Source organism: Micromonospora sp. WMMD1155 (assembly GCF_029581275.1).
In the GTDB taxonomy this organism is placed as follows: domain Bacteria; phylum Actinomycetota; class Actinomycetes; order Mycobacteriales; family Micromonosporaceae; genus Micromonospora.
In genome coordinates this window covers 7,032,841-7,052,042 of sequence record NZ_CP120742.1, presented here as the reverse complement: position 1 = coordinate 7,052,042, position 19,202 = coordinate 7,032,841, and the positions used below count along the sequence as shown (strand labels likewise).

The 19,202-nt window shown below is 70.0% G+C and carries 13 protein-coding genes and 1 pseudogene; 10 read left to right on the top strand and 4 right to left on the bottom strand.

The annotated features are described in order from the left end of the window. The first annotated feature begins 224 nt into the window (after positions 1-224). Positions 225-3,524 carry an AAA family ATPase gene (locus O7617_RS32255; protein ID WP_282260363.1) on the top strand — a complete coding sequence of 1,100 codons (3,300 nt, stop codon included), beginning with the start codon at positions 225-227 and terminating at the stop codon, positions 3,522-3,524. A gap of 31 nt (positions 3,525-3,555) precedes the next feature. Here the strand turns inward: O7617_RS32255 and O7617_RS32250 are convergent, their stop codons facing one another. Further along, positions 3,556-4,785: a PucR family transcriptional regulator gene (locus O7617_RS32250; protein WP_282260362.1), complete on the bottom strand. Its 1,230-nt coding sequence runs from the start codon at positions 4,783-4,785 to the stop codon at positions 3,556-3,558. A 314-nt stretch (positions 4,786-5,099) separates the two neighbouring features. Here O7617_RS32250 and O7617_RS32245 point away from each other — a divergent pair, with 314 nt between their 5' ends. The 9 genes and pseudogenes from O7617_RS32245 (at position 5,100) to O7617_RS32205 (ending at position 13,020) form a co-directional block, all read left to right on the top strand. Further along, a complete protein-coding gene (locus tag O7617_RS32245; RefSeq protein WP_282260360.1) occupies positions 5,100-5,336 on the top strand; it encodes a hypothetical protein in 237 nt (78 codons plus the stop codon). Beyond that, a pseudogene (locus tag O7617_RS32240) lies at positions 5,333-5,868 on the top strand (IS607 family transposase). Before O7617_RS32245 ends, O7617_RS32240 begins: the two are co-directional and overlap by 4 nt. After that, a complete protein-coding gene (locus O7617_RS32235; RefSeq protein WP_282260358.1) occupies positions 5,865-6,080 on the top strand; it encodes a helix-turn-helix domain-containing protein in 216 nt (71 codons plus the stop codon). Before O7617_RS32240 ends, O7617_RS32235 begins: the two are co-directional and overlap by 4 nt. Next, positions 6,052-7,245, top strand: coding sequence for an IS607 family element RNA-guided endonuclease TnpB (gene tnpB, locus O7617_RS32230; RefSeq protein WP_282260357.1), 1,194 nt, complete (start codon positions 6,052-6,054; stop codon positions 7,243-7,245). Before O7617_RS32235 ends, tnpB begins: the two co-directional genes overlap by 29 nt. A gap of 93 nt (positions 7,246-7,338) precedes the next feature. After that, complete coding sequence (locus O7617_RS32225; protein ID WP_282260356.1) at positions 7,339-7,800, top strand: hypothetical protein; 462 nt, start codon at positions 7,339-7,341, stop codon at positions 7,798-7,800. 86 nt (positions 7,801-7,886) lie between these two features. Then, positions 7,887-9,929, top strand: a complete 2,043-nt coding sequence (locus O7617_RS32220; RefSeq protein ID WP_282260355.1) for a M6 family metalloprotease domain-containing protein — start codon at positions 7,887-7,889, stop codon at positions 9,927-9,929. Positions 9,930-10,014: 85 nt separating this feature from the next. Continuing rightward, the gene (locus O7617_RS32215) at positions 10,015-10,449 is read left to right on the top strand and encodes a hypothetical protein (protein ID WP_282260353.1); all 435 of its coding nucleotides are present in this window, start codon (positions 10,015-10,017) and stop codon (positions 10,447-10,449) included. Beyond that, complete coding sequence (locus O7617_RS32210; RefSeq protein WP_282260351.1) at positions 10,446-11,024, top strand: TlpA disulfide reductase family protein; 579 nt, start codon at positions 10,446-10,448, stop codon at positions 11,022-11,024. Before O7617_RS32215 ends, O7617_RS32210 begins: the two co-directional genes overlap by 4 nt. Positions 11,025-11,124: 100 nt before the next feature. Beyond that, positions 11,125-13,020, top strand: a complete 1,896-nt coding sequence (locus O7617_RS32205) for a CocE/NonD family hydrolase (RefSeq protein WP_282260349.1) — start codon at positions 11,125-11,127, stop codon at positions 13,018-13,020. Positions 13,021-13,086: 66 nt separating this feature from the next. On the opposite strand, the gene O7617_RS32200 is transcribed toward O7617_RS32205, so the two are convergent. The 3 genes from O7617_RS32200 to O7617_RS32190 all read right to left on the bottom strand — a co-directional run bounded on the left by O7617_RS32200 (position 13,087) and on the right by O7617_RS32190 (position 19,156). Continuing rightward, entirely contained in the window at positions 13,087-14,304 is a 1,218-nt protein-coding gene (locus O7617_RS32200; RefSeq protein ID WP_282260347.1) for a PQQ-dependent sugar dehydrogenase, read from the bottom strand. Between the two features lie 106 nt (positions 14,305-14,410). Beyond that, positions 14,411-16,570, bottom strand: coding sequence for a UvrD-helicase domain-containing protein (locus O7617_RS32195; protein ID WP_282260345.1), 2,160 nt, complete (start codon positions 16,568-16,570; stop codon positions 14,411-14,413). A gap of 264 nt (positions 16,571-16,834) precedes the next feature. Further along, positions 16,835-19,156, bottom strand: a complete 2,322-nt coding sequence (locus O7617_RS32190) for an FG-GAP-like repeat-containing protein (protein ID WP_282260344.1) — start codon at positions 19,154-19,156, stop codon at positions 16,835-16,837. Between the last annotated feature and the right edge of the window lie 46 nt (positions 19,157-19,202).

The window sequence follows — 19,202 nt, the reverse complement described above, 5'->3', positions numbered from 1 at the left end:
CGCGGCGATTCTCTCAGCTACTGCCGTCGGTTGGGTTTGCGTCGGTGACGAGCGTCTGTGCCTTGCCGTCACGACCCGGCCTCCTGGCTCAGCACGTCGGCTGATCTCACCTCGGACGAGCGGCCTCTGCCGTGGCGCGGGCCGGTTGTCAGGTCCCGCCGATCGTCGAGATCCCGGCCGAGAACAGCTCGTGACGACGCGATAGCGTTCTGATGCAATGAGGCATGGCCAGACCCACGCGCTTCGCGGACGCCGTCCGTCTGCTGGCGAATGACGACGGCAAGCTGCTCAAAAGCCTCGACCACGTCCTGAGTGGCGTCCTGCTACTGACCGGCGCGATCGGACTGTTCGATCCCAAGAACGATCTCATCCGGCTGATCCGGGACGTGCGGGGCCGGGCGGGTGGTGCCCTGCGGGCCGGTCCACCGCGGGCCCGGTCCAGCCTCATGATCGCCACCCACACCGTTCTGGTCACCGCGGCCTTCTTCGACGAGGTCAGCGCCGGTTCGGTAGTGTCTCGGGTCGGCCTGACCTCCGAGGACGAGCAGAACCTCATGCGGGCCCGGTCCGGCGAGGTCGCCGAACTGCTCACCGCTGTCGTTCCGGTGCCGGCCGCCTGCACCCCTCGGGAAGAGTTCGGACGTGAGCTTGCCGGCTGGTTCGAGGATCTCGGCGCGAACCTTTACAGGTTCCTCACCGGCTTCGCCGTCGTGGAGGAACTGACCGCCGCCGAACAGGCCCGCCTGAAACAACACCTCACCGAGACAGTGCCCGGTCTCGCGCTCGAGAGATACGAGTCGTATGTGCGGGAGTTGGCGCACGAGAGCCCGATCTTCGGGTTCTGGATCGTCGAGTGGGAGTACACGTCGACGCGGGCGGCCGCGGCGGGTTTCGCCGAGGAGACCCGCCGAGGGCTCTCCCAACTCGGCCGGCTCCTGGCGATGGTGCAGCCGACAGGCCGGATGGACCAGCGCTGGCGAGAGCTGGCCGCCGGCTATCTGGCGGAGCTGGATCGGCCGGTGGTGCGGCCGGGTGAGCACGGCGCCGCGCCGGACCTGGTGATCCCGACCCTCGGATCCGCGTACGTCAACCCGGCCTTTCGGGTGGTCGCCGCCGGTGAGGCGAGCCGAGTCTCCGAGGACCACTGGTGGGACGCCGAGGTGGCGCTGCGGGACGACCTGCAGAAGTTCCTCGTCCGGTACCTGAGCTCCCCGGACGCCACGGAGCTGCCGATGCTTGTGCTGGGGCACCCTGGGTCCGGGAAGTCCGTCTTCACCAAGGCGTTCGCCGCCCGCCTGCAGGACACCGGCTTTCGTCCGTTGCGGGTGGACCTGCGTGCCGTACCGGCCGACGCCTCGGTCGTCGACCAGGTCCGACACGCCCTGCGGCAGACACTGCAGCGCGACATCGAGTGGGCGGACCTCGCCGCCGGTGTCGACAGCGCGACGCCGGTCATCTTCTTCGACGGATTCGATGAACTGTTGCAGAGCAGCGCTACCAGCCAAGCCGATTTCCTCGAGCGGATGTGCGAGTTCCAGCGGCTGGCCGCGATCCGGGATGCACCGGTGGCCGTCGTGGTGACCAGCCGCACCGTGGTCGCTCATCGCGCCCGGATCCCGGCCGGCGTGCAGGTGGTCCGCCTGGAGCCGTTCGACCGTGCCCGCATCACGGACTGGCTGGACACCTGGAACAGCTCGAACGCCGACTACCTCCGGCAGCGGCAACTCGTCGGCCTCTCGGTCGACGTCGTGACCCGCTATCCGCACCTGGCGGCCCAGCCGCTGTTGTTGTTACTGCTGGCCCTCTACGACGCCGACGGCAACAAGCTGCAGGACGAGTCGGGTCAGCTCGCCGACGCGGATCTGTACGACCGCCTGCTGCGGGCGTTCACCCGTCGGGAGGTTCGCAAGGACGGGCCGCACCTCACCGACGCCGAGGTCAACGCACTCGTCGACGAGGAACTGGAGCGTCTGGCCATCGCCGCCCTGGCGATGTTCAACCGCGGTAGCCAGTACGTGGCCGAGAAAGACCTCGACGAGGACATGCGGGCACTACTTCTCGCGCACCCTTACGGCGGCCCGGGTCGAGCGCATCAGACCGGCTCCCAACGGCTGGTCGGCAGGTTCTTCTTCGTGCACGTGGCGACCGCTCGATACGCCGACACTCTGCGCACGTACGAATTCCTGCACGCCACCTTCGGCGAGTACCTCGTCGCCTGGTTCGTCGCCCGGGCCCTACCCCGACCGCCGATCTCCCGCACTTTGACCAGTGTGCGACCGGACCGCAACGACAGTCTTCTGGCAGCGATCCTCTCGCACGCGATCCTGGCCGAGCGCGCCCAGATCGTCGTCTACTTCGAGCACCTGGCAACCGTCATGACCGACCGGGCAGGGGTCTACGACCAGCTTCTCGAGGCGTTCCGAGGGTGCTTCGACTCGATCGCCTGGCAGGCATTCGCGGACTACCGGCCGACGAGGGGCAACGTTGCCGAGCGGATGGCTTTCTACAGCGCGAATCTGCTCCTCCTGGCGGTGCTCCTGGCGCCCGGTGGAGAACTCCCACTCGCCGTCGCCTTCGATGTGGCCGACCCGGACGAACTGCGCGTGCGCTGGCACCGGCTCGCCCAGTTCTGGCTGGCAGCCGGGGGCCACACCGCCGTACACGTCGTCAGCGACGAGATCGAGGTGGTCGAGGCGGCCCCGGGGCTCACACTGCGCCGCCGCCGCGAGCACACCGAGGCCCCAGACGGCCTCGTCCACGACCTGATCAGGACGAACAGCCTGGTCCAGGAGCCGGAGCTGGCGGTACTGCTGCGCGCCGTCGAGCCGATCGTCGCCGCGCTGAACGCGGAGGGGTTCCTCCCGGGCGGCAGCGACGAGGCCCCGGTGCGCGGTCTCCTGACGCTGCTGCTCGCGCGCGACGACCAGGTGCGCGACGGGCAGTACTACGCGCTGATCGACACGCTGGAGCGCCATGGATCGATCACCGACCGTATCCGCTATACCGAACTCCTGCTGAGCCACCTCTCCGCCCGCGACGGTCACCTGGACCCCGAGTCCTTCTACGGACTGCTCAGGATGATCGACAACGATCCCGCGGCGGGACCCGCGATCATCCGGCGCTTCCTGCGCGCCCTGGTCCGGCTGGGGCCGGGACTGGAGAGCCACCGCCGGGCCTTGGTGCGCCAAGCCCTGTTCGTGATGATGTCCAGCGACCATAACGACGCCCTGCCCCCCGCCTGGGTGATCCAGGACTTCGTCAACGACCTGCTCGACGACGCCGCGGGCGATCTGCAACTCGTGCCGGTGGTCCTGGAGGTCTTCGCCGCCCGCAGCCTGTGGAAACTCGCCGGCTACCCTGGTCTGCCGCATCAGCTCAACGCCTGGTTGGACGGACTCCCGGAGATCACCAGGGCGGCTCTGCCCGACGAGATCGTCCATGAGATCAGGGTCAGCGCCGGCGATCGGTGGTTGTCGGAGCAGCCGCAGGTTGCCGGAGATCCTTTTCCTGACGAGGACGGCTGAGGCGTCGAGCGACGACGGCCTGCGGGCGGTGTCAGGTCGTGCGGTAGTGGCCGGTGAGCCGACCGAGCTTCATGGCCAGGTGCAGGCACAGTCGTTCGTTGCCGTCCTTGAGGTCGGTCCCGGCGAGCTGCTCCACCCGTTGCAGCCGGTAGTAGAGGGTGGTCCGGTGCAGCCGGAGCTTCTCGGCGGTCGCGTGCGCGTTGCCCGCCAGGTCGAGGTACGCCTCCAGGGTCTCCAACAGCACCTGGTGGGCGTCGTCACGCAGCAGTCGCTCCAGCCCGGGGTGGACGCCCGCGACGTCGAGGTGTCGGCTGTCCAGTTGGGACAGCACCCGGTAGATGCCCAGCCCGGCCCAGGACACCACCCGGCCCAGCGCGGGCAGTTGCGTGCCGACCCGGGCGGCCTGCGCGGCCTCCTGGTAGGACTCGACAGCGCTGGACAGACCGGCGCGAGGCTGACCGATCCCGGTCACGGTCCGCTCCACCGAGGCCAGGCCCCGGGTCGCGGTGCCCAGCGCCTCGTCCAGGTGCCCGGCCGACGCCTCCGGTGAGGGGCGGCCGACGATCCGGTCGCCGCAGAGCAGCAGCACCCCGTGGTCGTGCCAGACGAGATGCAGTGTCTCCCGCACCCCGATCCACCGGCGGGTGGTGACCAGGGCCTGTTCCAGGGCGATCCGGGCCACCTCGTCGGGTTGCCGCCCGCCGGTCGGCACGAGTTGGGCGACGAGCGCGACCGTCGACCCGTCGGCGGCCACCACGCCCTCCTCCAGCAGCGCCCGCGCCGCGTGCTCGCGCGCCTGCCGGCTCTCCACCAGGAGGGTACGGGTGGCCTCGGTCTCCCGCTGCGAGGCGAGTTCACCGAGCAGGTTCTCCCGGTACAGGGCCAGCGACAGGTCGGTGAACGGGCCGGTGGCGGTGGCGATGTCGGCGTCGGTCATCGAACCGTCCGCGTCGATGAACCAGACGAACCCGAGCAGCAGGTCGTCGTGCCGGATCGGCACGCACACCCGCGCCAGCAGGTCCAGATCGGGGCACGCGGGGGTGCGGATCGGCGCGTACGCCGTGAGCACACCCATGCCCCGGAACCAGGCGATCACCTCCGGCGTCGTCTGCCGGCGCAGGATCGACGACCGGCGGACGTCGTCCATCGGGCCGTCGTGCTCGCTGTAGGCGACCACCCGCTGTCGTCGGTCCTCGATGAGGGCGGGCCGCCCCACCCGGGCGGCGACGGCGTCGACGATTCGCTGGAGCTCACCGTGCATTCGACTCCCCTGGTTGCGCTGCGTGACAGGGATCGCGCGACCGCCAGTCCTCACCCTCCGGTGCGGGTGGGGCATCGCGCAAGGTCCACTCGCGAAGTCGCGACAAGAGACGGACGGCGTCGCGACGGTTCCGGCATTTGTCCGAAGACCGGGGAGACAGACGTTCCTAGGTTTCCGGTACGGACCGCACCAGCGCCGCCGCGCATGGTGCGGGCGGGATGACGAGCGGTGTCGGTGGGAAGAGGATTGCCAATTGAGACTGATAGACCCGGGCGCGCGGGTGGGCCAACCACCTCAAATCAGGCGGAACCGGCATGATCGCCGACCTGGATTACCTAAGCACCCCATCGATCACCGGCGCCCGCAATCCCCGCGGGGCCGAATTCGGCCACGTGCGACGCGCCAGCAACCGAGCGATCAACAGCACCCGCGCAGCGGTCGAACGAGCGGTCGCGCACCTGGTCAACTGGAAAGTCCCTGACACCGGCTGGCGCGGACGCCTCACCGACTTTCCTGAAGTTCTACACACGGTCACGGAGTCTCGTACGTGACCGCACGTAGACGTCTCGAATCTGGGAAGCCGCCTGTTCCCACCTACTGGCTTGGGCGTCTGATCATGGTGGGTGAGCGGTTGATCGGTATGGCTTCGGGCAAGGGCCAGGTCGTGGTGTATGCCTGCGTGTCGTCGGCCGACCAGGAGACGGACCTCGACCGGCAGGTTGCCCAGGTCATGGTCTGGGTCACTGGGCAGACACAACGTAGACCGAATGGTGACCGAGGCTGGCTCGGCGTCCAATGGTCACCGTAAGGGGTTCTTCGCTTTGTTGCGCGACCCGGCTAGTATCCACGATTGTGGTCGAGCATCGTGATCGGTCCGCTCGGTTCGGTGCTGAGTACGTGAGGGTATTGTCCGCCCAGGGTCGCCGGCTGTTGGTGGTTGAGCCGGCCAAGGTGGACGGCAACCTAGTGCGTGATGTGACGGAGATCCTGACGTCGATGTGGGCCCATCTGTGCGGACGGCGCGCCGGCGTGAACCGTGTCCGCCGTGTGATCGAGGCTGCCATAAGGGACAGTCCGGCGTGAAGACGGTTCAGGCGTATCGGTTCGCTCTCGACCTGACTCCGGTGCAGGAACGCACGCTGCTAGCGCACGCCGGGGCCGCACGAGTCGCACACAACTGGGTGCTGGCCCGGGTGAAAGCGGTGATGGATCAGCGGGCCGCCGAACGTTCCTACGGCATAACAGAGGACCTGCTTACCCCCGGCCATGTCGTGGTCGCTACCCGCGCTGCGTAAGACGTGGAACACGGCTAAGCACGAGGTAGCGCCGTGGTGGCGTGAGTGTTCCAAAGAGGCGTTCAACACCGGTCTCGATGCCCTGGCCCGAGCCTTGAGGAACTGGGCCGATTCTCGATCTGGAAAACGTGCCGGCCGTGCGGTCGGTTTTCCCCGATTTAAGTCGCGCCGTCGCACCACTGCATCGTTGCGGTTCACCACTGGTGCCATCCGGGTCGAACCTGACCGCACACATGTCGTGTTGCCGAGGTTGGGTCGGATGAAGCTGCACGAGTCGGCGCGCAAACTCGCCCGCCGTCTCGAGGCGGGCACGGCGCGGATCATGTCCGCCACGGTGCGCCGCGATGGTGGCCGGTGGCAGGTGTCATTCACCGTCGAAGTGCAGCGCGCCGAACGGGATCCGGCACGCCCCGGTGCGGTGATCGGCCTGGACGTGGGTGTGAAGCACCTCGCGGTGTTGTCGACGGGCGAGTCCGTCCCCAATCCACGCCACCTCAATGACGCACAACGCAAGCTACGTGCTCTTGGACGGAGGCTGTCGCGCAAGGTCGGCCCCGACCGGCTGTCCGGGCAGCGGCCGTCCAGGCGGTGGCAGCGTGCTCAAGCCCGGCTCGGGCGGGCGCATGCGCGGGTGGCGAACCTGCGCCGCGACAGTCTGCACAAGCTGACCACCGGTCTCGCACGTCAGTACGGCACGATCGTGATAGAGGACCTGCACGTGGCCGGGATGCTGCGTAACCGGCGGTTGGCTCGGTACATCGCCGACGCTGGGTTCGCCGAACTGCGCCGCCAACTGGCGTATAAGACCATTTGGAATGGCGGCCGGTTGGCCGTGGCTGACCGCTGGTATCCGTCCAGTGCGACCTGCTCGGGTTGTGGCGTGGCGAAAACCAAACTCGCCCTGTCCGAGCGGACCTACACCTGCACCGCCTGCGGCCTGATCCTGGACCGGGATCTGAACGCCGCACGTAACCTGGCCGCTCTAGCGGCCGACTGCGATACCGCCGGGAGTGGCCCGGTGGCTGGACGTGGAGCCGACCGTAAGACCCGCCTCGGTGGGCTGGTGGCTGTGAAGCGTCAACCCGGCACCGCACCTGCGGAGAAGACCGGGACCGTCCCGCCGCAAGGCGAGACTGCTGATCGTGTGCCTGCTAGAGCACACTGAGAGGTAACGGGAGTACCGGGCTCTCTCTCCGACGATGAGCGGGCTGCGGTGGTGAGGGCGACGGTGTAGGCCGCGCCGTCCGGCTGCGCGGTGGTGCCGGGCATCGCTGGCTACGGCAGCAGGCAGGCCTGCCGTTGGGCGGAGCATGCCTGGGCCAGCGCCCACGGCGTGCTCGCGCTGCCACCCGAGGTACCGCCCGCCCGCGCCGCCGACGTGATCGCCCGTGACCTGGGCCGGGCGCTGCCGCTCTACGCCGAGCTGCATCCGATCCTCGGCTGGGCCCCCCGGCCGGAGTCGGTGCAGGCCGTCAAGCTCGCCATGGCCTGCGCGGGGCGCTTCGGCGGGCGGTGCCGTCCACCACGTGGACCCCTGCCCGTGGCTGACGCCGACCGGTTGCGTCGGGACGTGCTGCGGGCTCTAGCGGCCACCGTCGAACCGGCCTCCGGCGGCCGCCCCCGACTGAGCCGCCGGTGGGCGCTGGTCCTTCAGGTGTCGGAAGTCGCCGGCCCACCTGCCGACATCTGCACGGTGACCGGCACCGGCCCGTGCTCCTAGATTCGCTGCGCGGCCTGCTGACAGGTGTCCCGCGCAACCCCCACCGGGACGCCGGCGCCGCGTTTCCTCCGACGAGAGGTGGTTCCGTGCCCCGTACCCCCCATCGAACCCGGCTGAGGCGGGCCGTGCTGGCCGCAGCCGTGGTGACCACGCTCGTGGCGACCGGGGCGGCGCAGGCCGCCGCCGCCCCGGCCAACCCGGCCGGCGGCACCGCGCCGTTCCAGGTCCTCGACCCGCAGGCATGGCAGAACCCGGACACGATGACCTGGAACGACTACAAGGCCGTTCCCGGCAAGAACTGGGCCGACCCGAGCGTGTCCGGCTCGGTCCGCAACTTCAAGATCGCCCTGGTGGCGCTCGACTATCCCGACGAGACGTTCGCGGTCTCCCAGCGGGCCCGCTCGACGGTCTTCGGCAACCCCCAGTCCGTCGCGACGAACATCCCCCGGGCGGACGTGCCGAAGTTCTACCAGGACTTCCTGAACACCCCGAACACTCTCAACAAGGGCCACACCCTGCACGAGTACTGGATGCAGGACTCCAACGGCCGCTACGGCGTCGACCTCACCGGGTTCGGGCCGTACCAGATGCCGGCCAAGTCCTACCAGTACGGGCTGGACAACGGGTTCAACCCGGGCGCCTGCCCGAGTGGGGACGTGTGCGGCAAGAACATCCGCACCGACGGCCTGGGCGCGTGGCGGGCCGCCGTCGGCGAGGAGGTCGCCAACCAGTACGAGTTGGTGTTCATCCTCAGCGCCGGCCAGGACGAGTCGTCGACCTGGCAGGAGTTCGGGCAGATGATCTTCCAGAACAAGGAGGACGTGCCGGACGCCTGGGGCCCGCCGGACCCCAACCTGCCGAACTGGGCGAAGACCCGCTACGTGGACTGGACCTCGTGGAAGGCGGCGGCGACACTGTGGCCGAACGCCGGCGGCGGCTCCTCGACGCAGGGGGAGAGTTCCGGTATGGGGGTGTACGCCCACGAGCTGACCCATCTGCTGGGCATCGGCGACAACTACAACAACCCGTACGGCGAGCCGCTGCGCCGGGCGTACACCGGGATCTGGAGCATGATGTCGCGCGGGTCGTTCAACGGCCCGGGCGGCCCGCACACCCGCTGGCAGATCCCGCCCACCAACGGCGGCTCGATGGGCTCGCTGCACACCGTGCGGGACAAACTGAAGATCGGCCTGCTCGGCGAGGAGCACGTGCTGCGGCTGTCGCGGGAGTCGCTGGCCTCCTCGGGCCTGGTCGTCGCGCAGGTCACGGCCCGGGCGGTCGACGCCGGTCCGAAGGGTCTGACCGGGGTGAACATCGCGCTGAACAAGGACCTGTCACCCGCGTGCGGCGTCAGCACCGACCCACTGTGTGACGGTGGCAGCTTCAACAACTACACGGTCGAGGTCGTCGACCGGATGGGTGCGGACTCCTTCACCCCGGACAGCGGCGTGCTGCTGAGTAAGACGAAGAACGCCGACAGCGCGCCGTTCCAGTGGGTGGTGGACGCCAACCCGCAGGACATCGACATGATCGACTTCTACCGGCCGGACGGCACCCCGCAGAAGATCACCATGGGTGACTACCGGCAGCTCTCCGACGCGTTGTTCCACGCCGGGGCGGACACCGGAAGCCAGTACGAGTACGTCGACGAGGCCAACCGGTTGCACTTCTACATCGTCGACCTCAAGCGGGACGCGGCCGGCTCGCTCTCGTACACGGTGGCGGTGCGTTCGCTGGACGGCACCGGCGGGCCGAGCGCCCACGGCGTGGCGCTGGGCAAGGGTGAGGTGACCGGCGGCGGCAAGCCGACCAACCGGGGAGTGACCTGCTCGTTCGAGCTGACCAACACCGGTACCTACTCGGCCGGCGGGCAGCAGCACCCGGAGGACGTCAGCGCGTACCTGAAGTCGGACGTCTACCGCCTCTCCGCGGAGGTGGCCGGCAAGGGCTGGCGGACCTGGCTGCCCAACCAGCTCGCCACCGCCCAGTTCGGCAAGGCCACCACGGTCAGGGTGTCGGTGGGCGCCACCGCCGCCGCGGCGGCCACCGGCTTCGTGAAGCTCACCGCGACCTCGGAGAGCGACCCGACGAAGACGGTGACCAAGCAGTGCCGGGTCGAGAAGTCCTGACCGACGCCAGACGTCGACCCCGTTCCTGCCGGGTCCACGGCGGCCCACCGCCGCGGACCCGGCAGGCGGGCGAGAGGAGGATGACGTGCGGCGACGCACCACGGCTCTGCTGCCCCTGCTGCTGGTCGGCGCGACCGGCTGCGGCACTGTCGGTGCCACCCAGGAGGCGGTCTCCCCGACGACCGTCCGGGTCCTGGTCCGCGACATCAACATCCGAGCCGCTGGTGTGGACTGCGCGGGCACCGGTCCCTACCAGCACTTCCACAACCGCGCGCCGTTCCGCGTGCTCGACCCGGACGGGGCGGCCCTGGCCAGCGGGGAGTTGTCGGCGGGGACCGCGGTGGCCGCCTTCGCCGAAGACCTGGGCGTCGAACGCCTGCCCACCTACTGCGAGTTCGCCGTCGGGGTACGCGTGCCGCAGCGCGACTCCTACCGACTGGAGGTGGACGGCCGGCCGCCACTCGACCTGACCCCGGACAGCAGCGAGGGCCCGGCGCTGGTCGCGGTGGTGCCGTCATGAGGCGGGCGTTCCTGCCGCTGCTGCTGGCGGCGGCGCTGCTGGGCGGATGCAGCACGCCCGAGCCCGAGCCCGCGCCGACGCCCGCCGGAGGGGCTGCGGCGCTGCCCGGACCGGTCCCCGCCGACCTGGCGTTGCGCCCGGTGCCCGGCACCGCACCGGCCGCCCCGACGTTCACCGGCGCGCTCACCGACGGCACACCGTTCGCCGCCGCCGACGTGTGGGCGCAGCGCCCCGTCGTGCTGACCTTCTTCACCTCCTGGTGCACCACCTGCGCCAGCCGCCAGGCCGCGCTCAGTGACCTGGCCCGCACCTATCGGGACCGGGTGGTGTTCGTCGGCGTGGCCGGTGCCGACCACGCCGACGACGTTCAGGAATACCTCCGCACCCACCGGGTGGAGTATCCGATCGTCCTGGACGACCAGCAGACCATCTGGCGCTCGTACGCGGTGCGGGAGCCGCCGACCGTCGTGCTGGTGGCCAAGGGTGGCGCCCTGCTCCGCGGCTGGCCGGGTGGCCTGGACGCCCCGGCACTCGACCAGCGGCTGCGGGAGCTGGTGCTGGCCGACCGGCCGTAGGCCCGTCGAACCACACCGGGCGAAGTTCCTACACGTGCAGGTGGTGGCACCGGCCACCGGCTCGTAGCGTACGCAACCTCGGACACATCAAGGAGACTGCATGTCCACAGTGGGAACGCGCTGGCGCAGATGCGTGGCCGTACTGTCCGCGACGGTGCTCGCCGCCCTCGGCGCGGCGCCGCAGGCACTGGCGGCGGACGGCCCGCCGTCGATCGTCGTCCAGGACGGCGTCACCCAGCCGGTGTTCGGCTACGCCGACGCCATCCGGGAACGCCTCTTCATCGACTCCACCTTCGACAGCGACAACGACGGTCTACGCGACATCATCGCGTTCGACCTGATGCGGCCGGCGGCCACCGCGCAGGGCCTCAAGGCGCCCGTGGTGATGGACGCCAGCCCCTACTACTCGACGGTCTGCCGAGGCAACGAGTCCGAGTGCAAGGCGGACCTCGACGGCGACGGGCTGCTGGACAAGTGGCCGCTGTTCTACGACAACTACTTCGTGCCGCGCGGCTACGCGGTGATCCTGCTGGACATGGTCGGCACCAACAACTCCACCGGCTGCCCCACCACCAACGCCAACCAGGACAACCTGAGCGCCAAGCAGGCCATCAACTGGCTCAACGGCCGGGCCACCGCCCGTAACGCCGCCGGTCAGATCGTCAAGGCGGACTGGCACAACGGCAAGACCGGGATGATCGGCAAGTCGTACGACGGCTCGCTGGCCATGGCCACGGCGGTGACCGGCGTGAAGGGCCTGACCACTGTCGTGCCCATCAGCGGACCGACCGAGTACTACGACTACGTCCGCAGCAACGGCGTCATCACCCGTGGCAACAGCTACGTGGCGTCGCTGGCCAACACGGTCACCAACCCGGAGCGCCGGGACTACTGCAAGCCGGTACGCGACGCGATCGGCGCCGCCGACGGTGACGAGCACGGCGACTACACGGCCTTCTGGAACGAGCGCAGCTACGTCAAGAAGGTCCCCAACGTCACCGCCAGTGTGCTGCTCTACCACGGTCTCAACGACGACAACGTCCGCCCGGACCACTTCAGCAAGTTCTGGTACGCCCTGGCGGAGAACAACGTGCCGCGCAAGCTGTGGCTGTCGCAGGAGGGCCACGTCGACCCGTTCGACTCGCGCCGCGCGGTGTGGGTGTCGACGCTGCACCGCTGGTTCGACTTCTGGTTGCAGGGCGTCGTCAACGGCATCATGGACGAGCCGCGGGTGGATCTGGAGCGCTCCGCCGACGTGTGGGAGACCCACGCCGACTGGCCCATCCCCGGTAAGGCCGACACCGAGGTGTTCCTGCAGCCCGGCACCACCGGCGCGGGCGGCCTCGCGCTGGTGCCCACCGCGAAGCCGGCGACCGGGGCGTTCCAGGACAGCCGCACGCAGAGCCAGAACACCATGATCCTCAACCCGGACGTGGTGCAGCCGAACCGGCTGGCGTTCCTCTCCGCGCCACTGACCGCGCCGCTGCACATCTCCGGCACCCCCACCGTGCAACTGCGGGCCTCCGCCGACCAGACCGACACCAACCTCGGGGCGATCCTGGTCGACTACGGCACCGACGAGCGGGTCGCGCACCGGGCCTCCGGCGAGGGGATCATCACCCTGGACACGTCGGACTGCTGGGGCGAGAGCAGCCCGACCGACGACGGCTGCTACAAGCAGACGGCGAAGCGGGTGGCCACCGCCGACTACGAGCTGGTCACCAAGGGCATCATGGACGCCCAGAACCGGCAGTCGATCCGCGTCGGCGTGCCACTGGTGCCGGGGGAGTCGTACAACTTCAGCTTCCCGCTGCTGCCGGAGGACTACGTGTTCAAGTCCGGCCACCGGATCGGTGTGATCATCGTGGCCAGCTACCCGCAGTACTCCAGCCAGGCGGACACCACCGCCGCGAACCTGCAGGTGGCGCTGAAGAGCAGCAACATCGTCCTACCCGTGGTCGGCGGCACCGCCGCCGCACACGCCGCCGGTCTCTGACCCGTTGATCGGGGACGGCCGCACGCGAGCGGCCGTCCCCGCAGGTGTTGCGAAGTGTTTCGAGGGTCAGCGGTTCGAGGCGGGTTGGACCCGCTCGAACCGCACCTTGCTCAGCCACCCCGGTAGGTCACTGAGTACGTACAGTTCGCCGTTCACATCGGCGCCGAACGCCGTCGGCTGGGTGGGGAAGGTGCCGATCTCGGCGGACTCGTAGCCACCCGTGGACTTGGCACGGATGGCGAACGCGCGGGTCGAGCAGTAGTCGCTCGCGACGTAGGTGCCGCGCGCCTCCGGGGTGACGGACCCCCGGTACACCAGGCCGCCGATGATGGAGCAGTTCTCCGTCATGTAGTGGTCGTACTCGGCGATCGGGTCGGTGAGCCGCACGCCCGGGCGGCACTGCGTCTGGTCGAAGACCGGCGTGCCCTCCCGGCAGGACCAGCCGAGGTTCGCTCCGCGCTGCGACGGGCGGATGTGGTTGATCTCCTCGATCAGACCCTGGCCGACGTCACCGATCCACAGCGAGTTGTCGACCGGGTCGATGGAGAACTTCCACGGGTTGCGCAGCCCGTAGACCCAGATCTCCGGACGCGCGCCCGCCGTACGGACGAACGGGTTGTCGAAGGGTACGCAGTAGGGCTTGCCGCCGCAGCTGCGGTTGACGTCGATCCGCACGATCTTGCCGAGCAGGGTGCCGAGGTTCTGGCCCGACTTGAACGGGTCGTTCGCGCCGCCGCCGTCGCCGGTCGACCAGTAGAGGTAGCCGTCGCGGCCGAACGCCACCTGCCCGCCGTTGTGGTTGCCGTACTCGGGGTGCTCCTGGGTGAGCAGCACCTGCAACCGGTCGGGAGCACCGAGGGGCACGCGCGCCAGGGTCAGCGTGCCGGCCGGCAGGCTCGTGTAGGCCACGTAGAGGATCCCGGTCCGCGCGAAGTTCGGCGCGGGCGTGATGCCGAGGAGGCCACGCTCGTTGTCCGACGTGTCGATCCGGGCGCTCAGGTCGAGCACCGGATCGGCGGCCAGACCGGTGTCCGGGTGGTAGGCACGGACGGTGCCGGCCTTCTCCGCGATCAGCATGCGGCCGTCCGGCAGCCCGGTGATGGCGATCGGCCGCTGCAGGCCGAACGCCACCCGTTCGGACACCACGGTCAGTTCGGTGAGTGGCACCGCCCGGGTGCGGGGCGGGCCGGCGGTCACCGATGACTGTGGCAACAGGAGCGCGGACAGGGTGAGGATGAGCAGCCCGGCCAGTATGGCGGCCGGGCGACGACGTCGTCGCGACATGTTCAGCTCCTCGAGCAGGTGGGTGGTGGTGGTGATCTGGGAGCGTTCCCACGCTACATCGAACCAACTCGATATCCAACTCTGCCCTGAGGAACGATCCGCACGGTTACGGCGTGAGCATCAGCTGCCCCAACTCCTGTGTGCACCGGGTGAGGGCGACGTAGAGACCGTTCCAGCCGCGCGGCTCGGCAGCGATCCGGTGCGGGTCGACGACCAGCGTCGCGTCCCACTCCAACCCCTTGGACTCGGCGGCGGTGAGCACCGGCACATCGCTCAGCACGGAGGAGAGTTCGGCGATGCGGTCCGCCGGGGCGATGACGCCGACCGTGCCGCCGTACCACCGTCGCCGCAGCCGTCGCACCGCCTGGGCGGCGGCGTCGGCAAGCTCGGCGGGTGTGATCGTCAGTTCCCAGGGCGTGATGCCGGAGGACCGTACCGCCCGGGGCGGCGCGTTGTGGCTGCCCGCCTCCCTCAGGACCGGTGCGGTGAGGTCCATGACCTCACGCGGCGTCCGGTAGCAGATGGTCAGCTCCGCAGCGGTCCAGCGGTCCCCGAAGGCAGCCCGCACCGCTTCCGCCCAACTGGTGTGCCGGTGTGCCGCCTCCGCCTGGTCGATGTCGCCGACCGCCGTGATGGATCGACTGGGACACCGCCGCAACACCATGAGCCACTGCATCTCGGACAGCTCCTGCGCCTCGTCGATGACGACGTGGCCGTACACCCACCCGCGCTGCCGGCGGGCGCGCTCGGCGACGAACTCACCCTGCGGTGACGGCGCGTCGACCTCGCCGAGCAGGTCGGCGACGGCGTCGAGCAGGGGGATGTCGCTCGATGCCCACGGCGACGGCTCCGCCGAGACCGCCGAGATCTCCGCCGGAGACAGTCGCGGTGCGAACCGGGCCAGCAGGGTGCGGTCGGCCAGGAAACCAGCCAGCACCGTCTCGGCGTCCAGAGTGGGCCACCACGCCTCGACGAACCGGGCGATGGTGGCGTTCTCGGCGATCCGGTCACGGAGGTGTTCGACCTCCTCCTCGGACAACAGACCGTCGATGTCGCTGCCCGCGGGCGCCCGGCTGGACCGGTGGTCCTGCCGCATGTCCCGGTCGACGCGAGCGAGGATGTCCTCGAAGCCCTCCTCCATCTCGTCCATCAACGCCTCGCGCTGCTCGACGACGGCCTCGGCGAGGAGGTGGTGCAACTGCTCGGCGAACGCCGCGCGGGCGCGGTGGTACGGGCGTCCCTGCACCGCCGAGGCGAACGCCTGCGCCACCGGGTCGGCTGCGATGACGTAGGACTCCCCTTCCCAGCGCACCGTCAGCTCGCGGGGCCGGGGGAGCAGCGACGTGACGTAGCCTTCCAGGGCCGGCTGCCAGAGAGCGCGACCCTTGATCTCGGCGACGAGCCTGCTCTCGTCGCGGGCCACGCGGACCCCGGGCAGCAGGGTGTCACAGGTCGCCGAGACGACGGCGGTCTCGCCGAGCGCGGGCAGGACCTGCGCGATGTACCGCAGGAACCGCGGCGAGGGGCCGAGGACCAGGACCGCCTGATCGGCCATCCGCTGGTGGGCGAACAGCAGGTAGGCGACGCGGTGCAGGGCGACCACCGTCTTGCCGGTGCCGGGGCCGCCCTGGACGATCAGCGGCCCGGTCGCCTCGGCCCGGATGATGTCGTCCTGTTCGCGTTGCAGCGTGGCGATCGCCGTCGACATGTGGCCGGTGCGCCGCTGGTCGAGGGCGGCAAGAAGCGCGCCCTCCCCGACGAGTTCCCCACTGACCGTCCCGTCCAGTGGCTCGTCGTCCACCCCGACGACCACCGATTCCCTCGTTCGGATGTGACGGCGACGCGCCTGACCCTGTGGGTCGACAGCCGTCGCCGTGTAGAACGGGCGAGCTGCGGGAGCGCGCCAGTCGAGGAGCAGCGGCTCAGCGTCCTCACCGTCGGTGCGCAGACCGACCCGGCCCACGTGTCGCACGGTGCCGTCGAGACCGTCGAGCCGACCGAAGACCAGCCCATCCCGGGCCCGCCGTAGCTCCTCGTACTGCTGACGAAGCATGCGCTGCCGGGCCTGCTCCAGCGCGTCCAGGGCATCCGACGACAACTCGATCCGTAGGCGGTCGGCCAACCTGTCACGCTGGGCTGTGGCCAGGTCGAGAAACGCCTGCTCCTCGGCGACCGCGGATCGGCGCGCGACGCCCTCCGCGGTGGCGACCGGCGGTCCTGCGCTGACCTCGGTAGCGGCGTCGTTCAGGGCAGACTTCCGGCGCATTCGCAGGCCCTCGCAGTGGTGGTGTCCCCCCGGCCCCGGATGAGCCGCAGTGCATTCGGCGGCAAGCATAGAAGTGTCCCAGCCGACCTCGGCCGAGGTGACGCTAACCCAGCTGCGGATGCCGGAGCTGACGATCGCCGACATCGAGCAGGCGGAGGCCGACTCGCTCAGGTACCGCTACGAGTGAACGCCCTCCCGGCAACCAGCAGGGTCAGTGGCCAGGCGTACGACGACGCCGCCAGGTGTCCGGGCTGGCCTCGCCGGTCAGGAGATCGGCCCGTACTCGGTCGGGTCGCCCCACACCGCGCCGCCGGTGGGGGTGCCGGGGTAGACCCAGACCTGTCCCGTCGCCGCGTCGCCCGCGACCAGGTCGTCGTGACCGTCCTGATCGAAGCGGAGGGCGGCGAGCTCGTTTCGGCCCGCCCAGCCACCGCCGAACACCTCGACCCTGCTGCCGAAGGAGCCGCCCGCGGCGGTACCGGGATAGAGCCACAGCTTCCCGGTGGCCTTCTCCACGGCCATCAGATCGTCGTACGCGTCCCGGTTGAACCGGCCCCGCACGACCGCGCCCAGGGTGTTCCAGTCGCCGGAGTCGATGATGCTGCTCGCGCCCCAACCGCTGCCGGCAGCGGTGCCCGGGTAGAGACGCAGCTTCCCGGTCGTCTTCTCCACAGCCACCACGTCGTCGTACCCGTCGCCGTTGAAGCGGCCCGCGGTCAGCCGCTCCAACCCCAGCCAGTTGAAACCGACGGGCGTCGTGCCACGACTGCCCCAGAAGGTGCCGGCCGCCGTGCCCGGGTAGAGCCAGAGGCTGCCCGTGCTCAGCTCCATGGCGAGCAGGTCGTCGTAGTCGTCCCGGTTGAACCGGCCGACCGTCAGATCCCGGTAACCGTTCCAGCCGGAGCCGACCGCGATTCGCGGACCCCAGCTGCCGGCGGCGGTGCCCGGGTAGAGCCAGAGCCGCCCGGTGCCCTTCTCGACACCGATCAGGTCGGCGTACGCGTCGCGGTTGAACTCGCCGGTCACCGACTCCAGCAGACCGTGCGGCTGCAGGACGGGAACCCGGCCGACGGGTTGTACGCGGGCACCCAGACTGCCGCCGACGGCCGTGCCCGGGTACAACCACACCTGGTCGCTCTCCACGGCGACGAGGTCGTCGTAGCCGTCCGGGTTGAGCTTGCCGGCCGCGAGCGCGGTCAGCCCCTTGCCCCCGGTCTGGATGGTGGACACCTGCCCCCAGGTCGATCCACCGGCCGCGGTGCCCGCGTACATCTGGATGTCACCGCTGCTCTTGTCCACCACCACCAGGTCGTCGTAGCCGTCGCGGTTGAAACGCCCGGCGACCAGCTCGCGCTTGCCCGTCCACCCGCTGAACCCGATCTCCGTCAGCGTGCCCCACAGGGTGCCTCCGGCGGACGTGCCCGGGAACATGAGCAGCTTGCCGGTGGAGAGCTGGATGCCTGCCAGGTCCTCGTAGGCATCCCTGTTGAACCGGCCGACGACGAGGTCGGCCAGGTCCTGCCAGTTGGTGCCGGCCACCACGCGGTCTCCGAAACCACCCCCGCCCGCGGTGCCGGGGAAGAGCCACAACGTGTTGGTGGAGACCTCGACGCCCAACAGGTCGTCGTACGCGTCCCCGTCGAACTGGCCGGCGACCAGGTCCCGGTAACCGCTCCAGTCGGTCTCCGGCTCGATCTGGAGCCGCTCGCCCCAGACCCGGTCCGTCGACGTGCCGGGATGGAGCCAGAGCTTGCCCGTGCCCGGCTCCGCGGCGATCAGGTCGTCGCGTCCGTCGCGGGTGAACTCTCCGACGACGGTGTTGGACAGCGCGTAGGGCTGGAGGTGGAGGGTCTGCCGGAACCAGTCGCCCAGGTCGTCGAGGCGGGTCTGGGTGACGCCGGTACGCGTCTCGGTCTCGCCGAGACAACCGTGTTGCCAACTCAGACTGTTGATCGCCACCAGTTCGGGGCCGGTGCCGGTCTCCCGGAAGGCCGGGCCACCCGCGTCGCCCTTGCAGACCGTGGCCGCCGCGGAGGTGCCGGCGACGTCCACGGTCGCCGCGCCCACCGCGTCGACGGTGAAGGTGGCGGTGTGCAGCCGGTCGGGTGTCCACTCGGTCGCGGTGCGCCCGTAGCCGGTGACCCGCAGTGTCTCCGCCACCGTGGGCGGTGTGCCGGACCAGGGGATCGGCGTGACGTCGGTGACCGGCGCGGACAGCTCGGCGAGCAGGACGTCGCGCGTCGGGTGCGGAACCACGGTGGTGACCGCGAGGCGATGCCCCGAGGTGCCGGCGAGGTTCGTCCGCCCCACCAGGGCGCTCGTGGGACGGCTCGGCGCACCCTCGGCGACCGGCGCCGTTCCGTCGGCGAAGCAGGTCTTCGCGGTGACGATCCACCGGCTGGCGACGAGAGCGCCGGTGCAGCTGTGCAGGCTCCCGAACATCACCTTGGCGGTGAACGGGTGGCCGCCGTCCGGGACATCCTGGCCACCTGAGACCGCGGATGCGCCGCTGCCGGCGAGCACTCCGCCGGCCAACGCGGCCGTCGCCAGAACGGCGCCGCGGGCGCGCGCGAGCCTACTGAACACGATGATCCCCCGTCACCCAGGTGGCCGACGCGACGTCGGGCTGGTG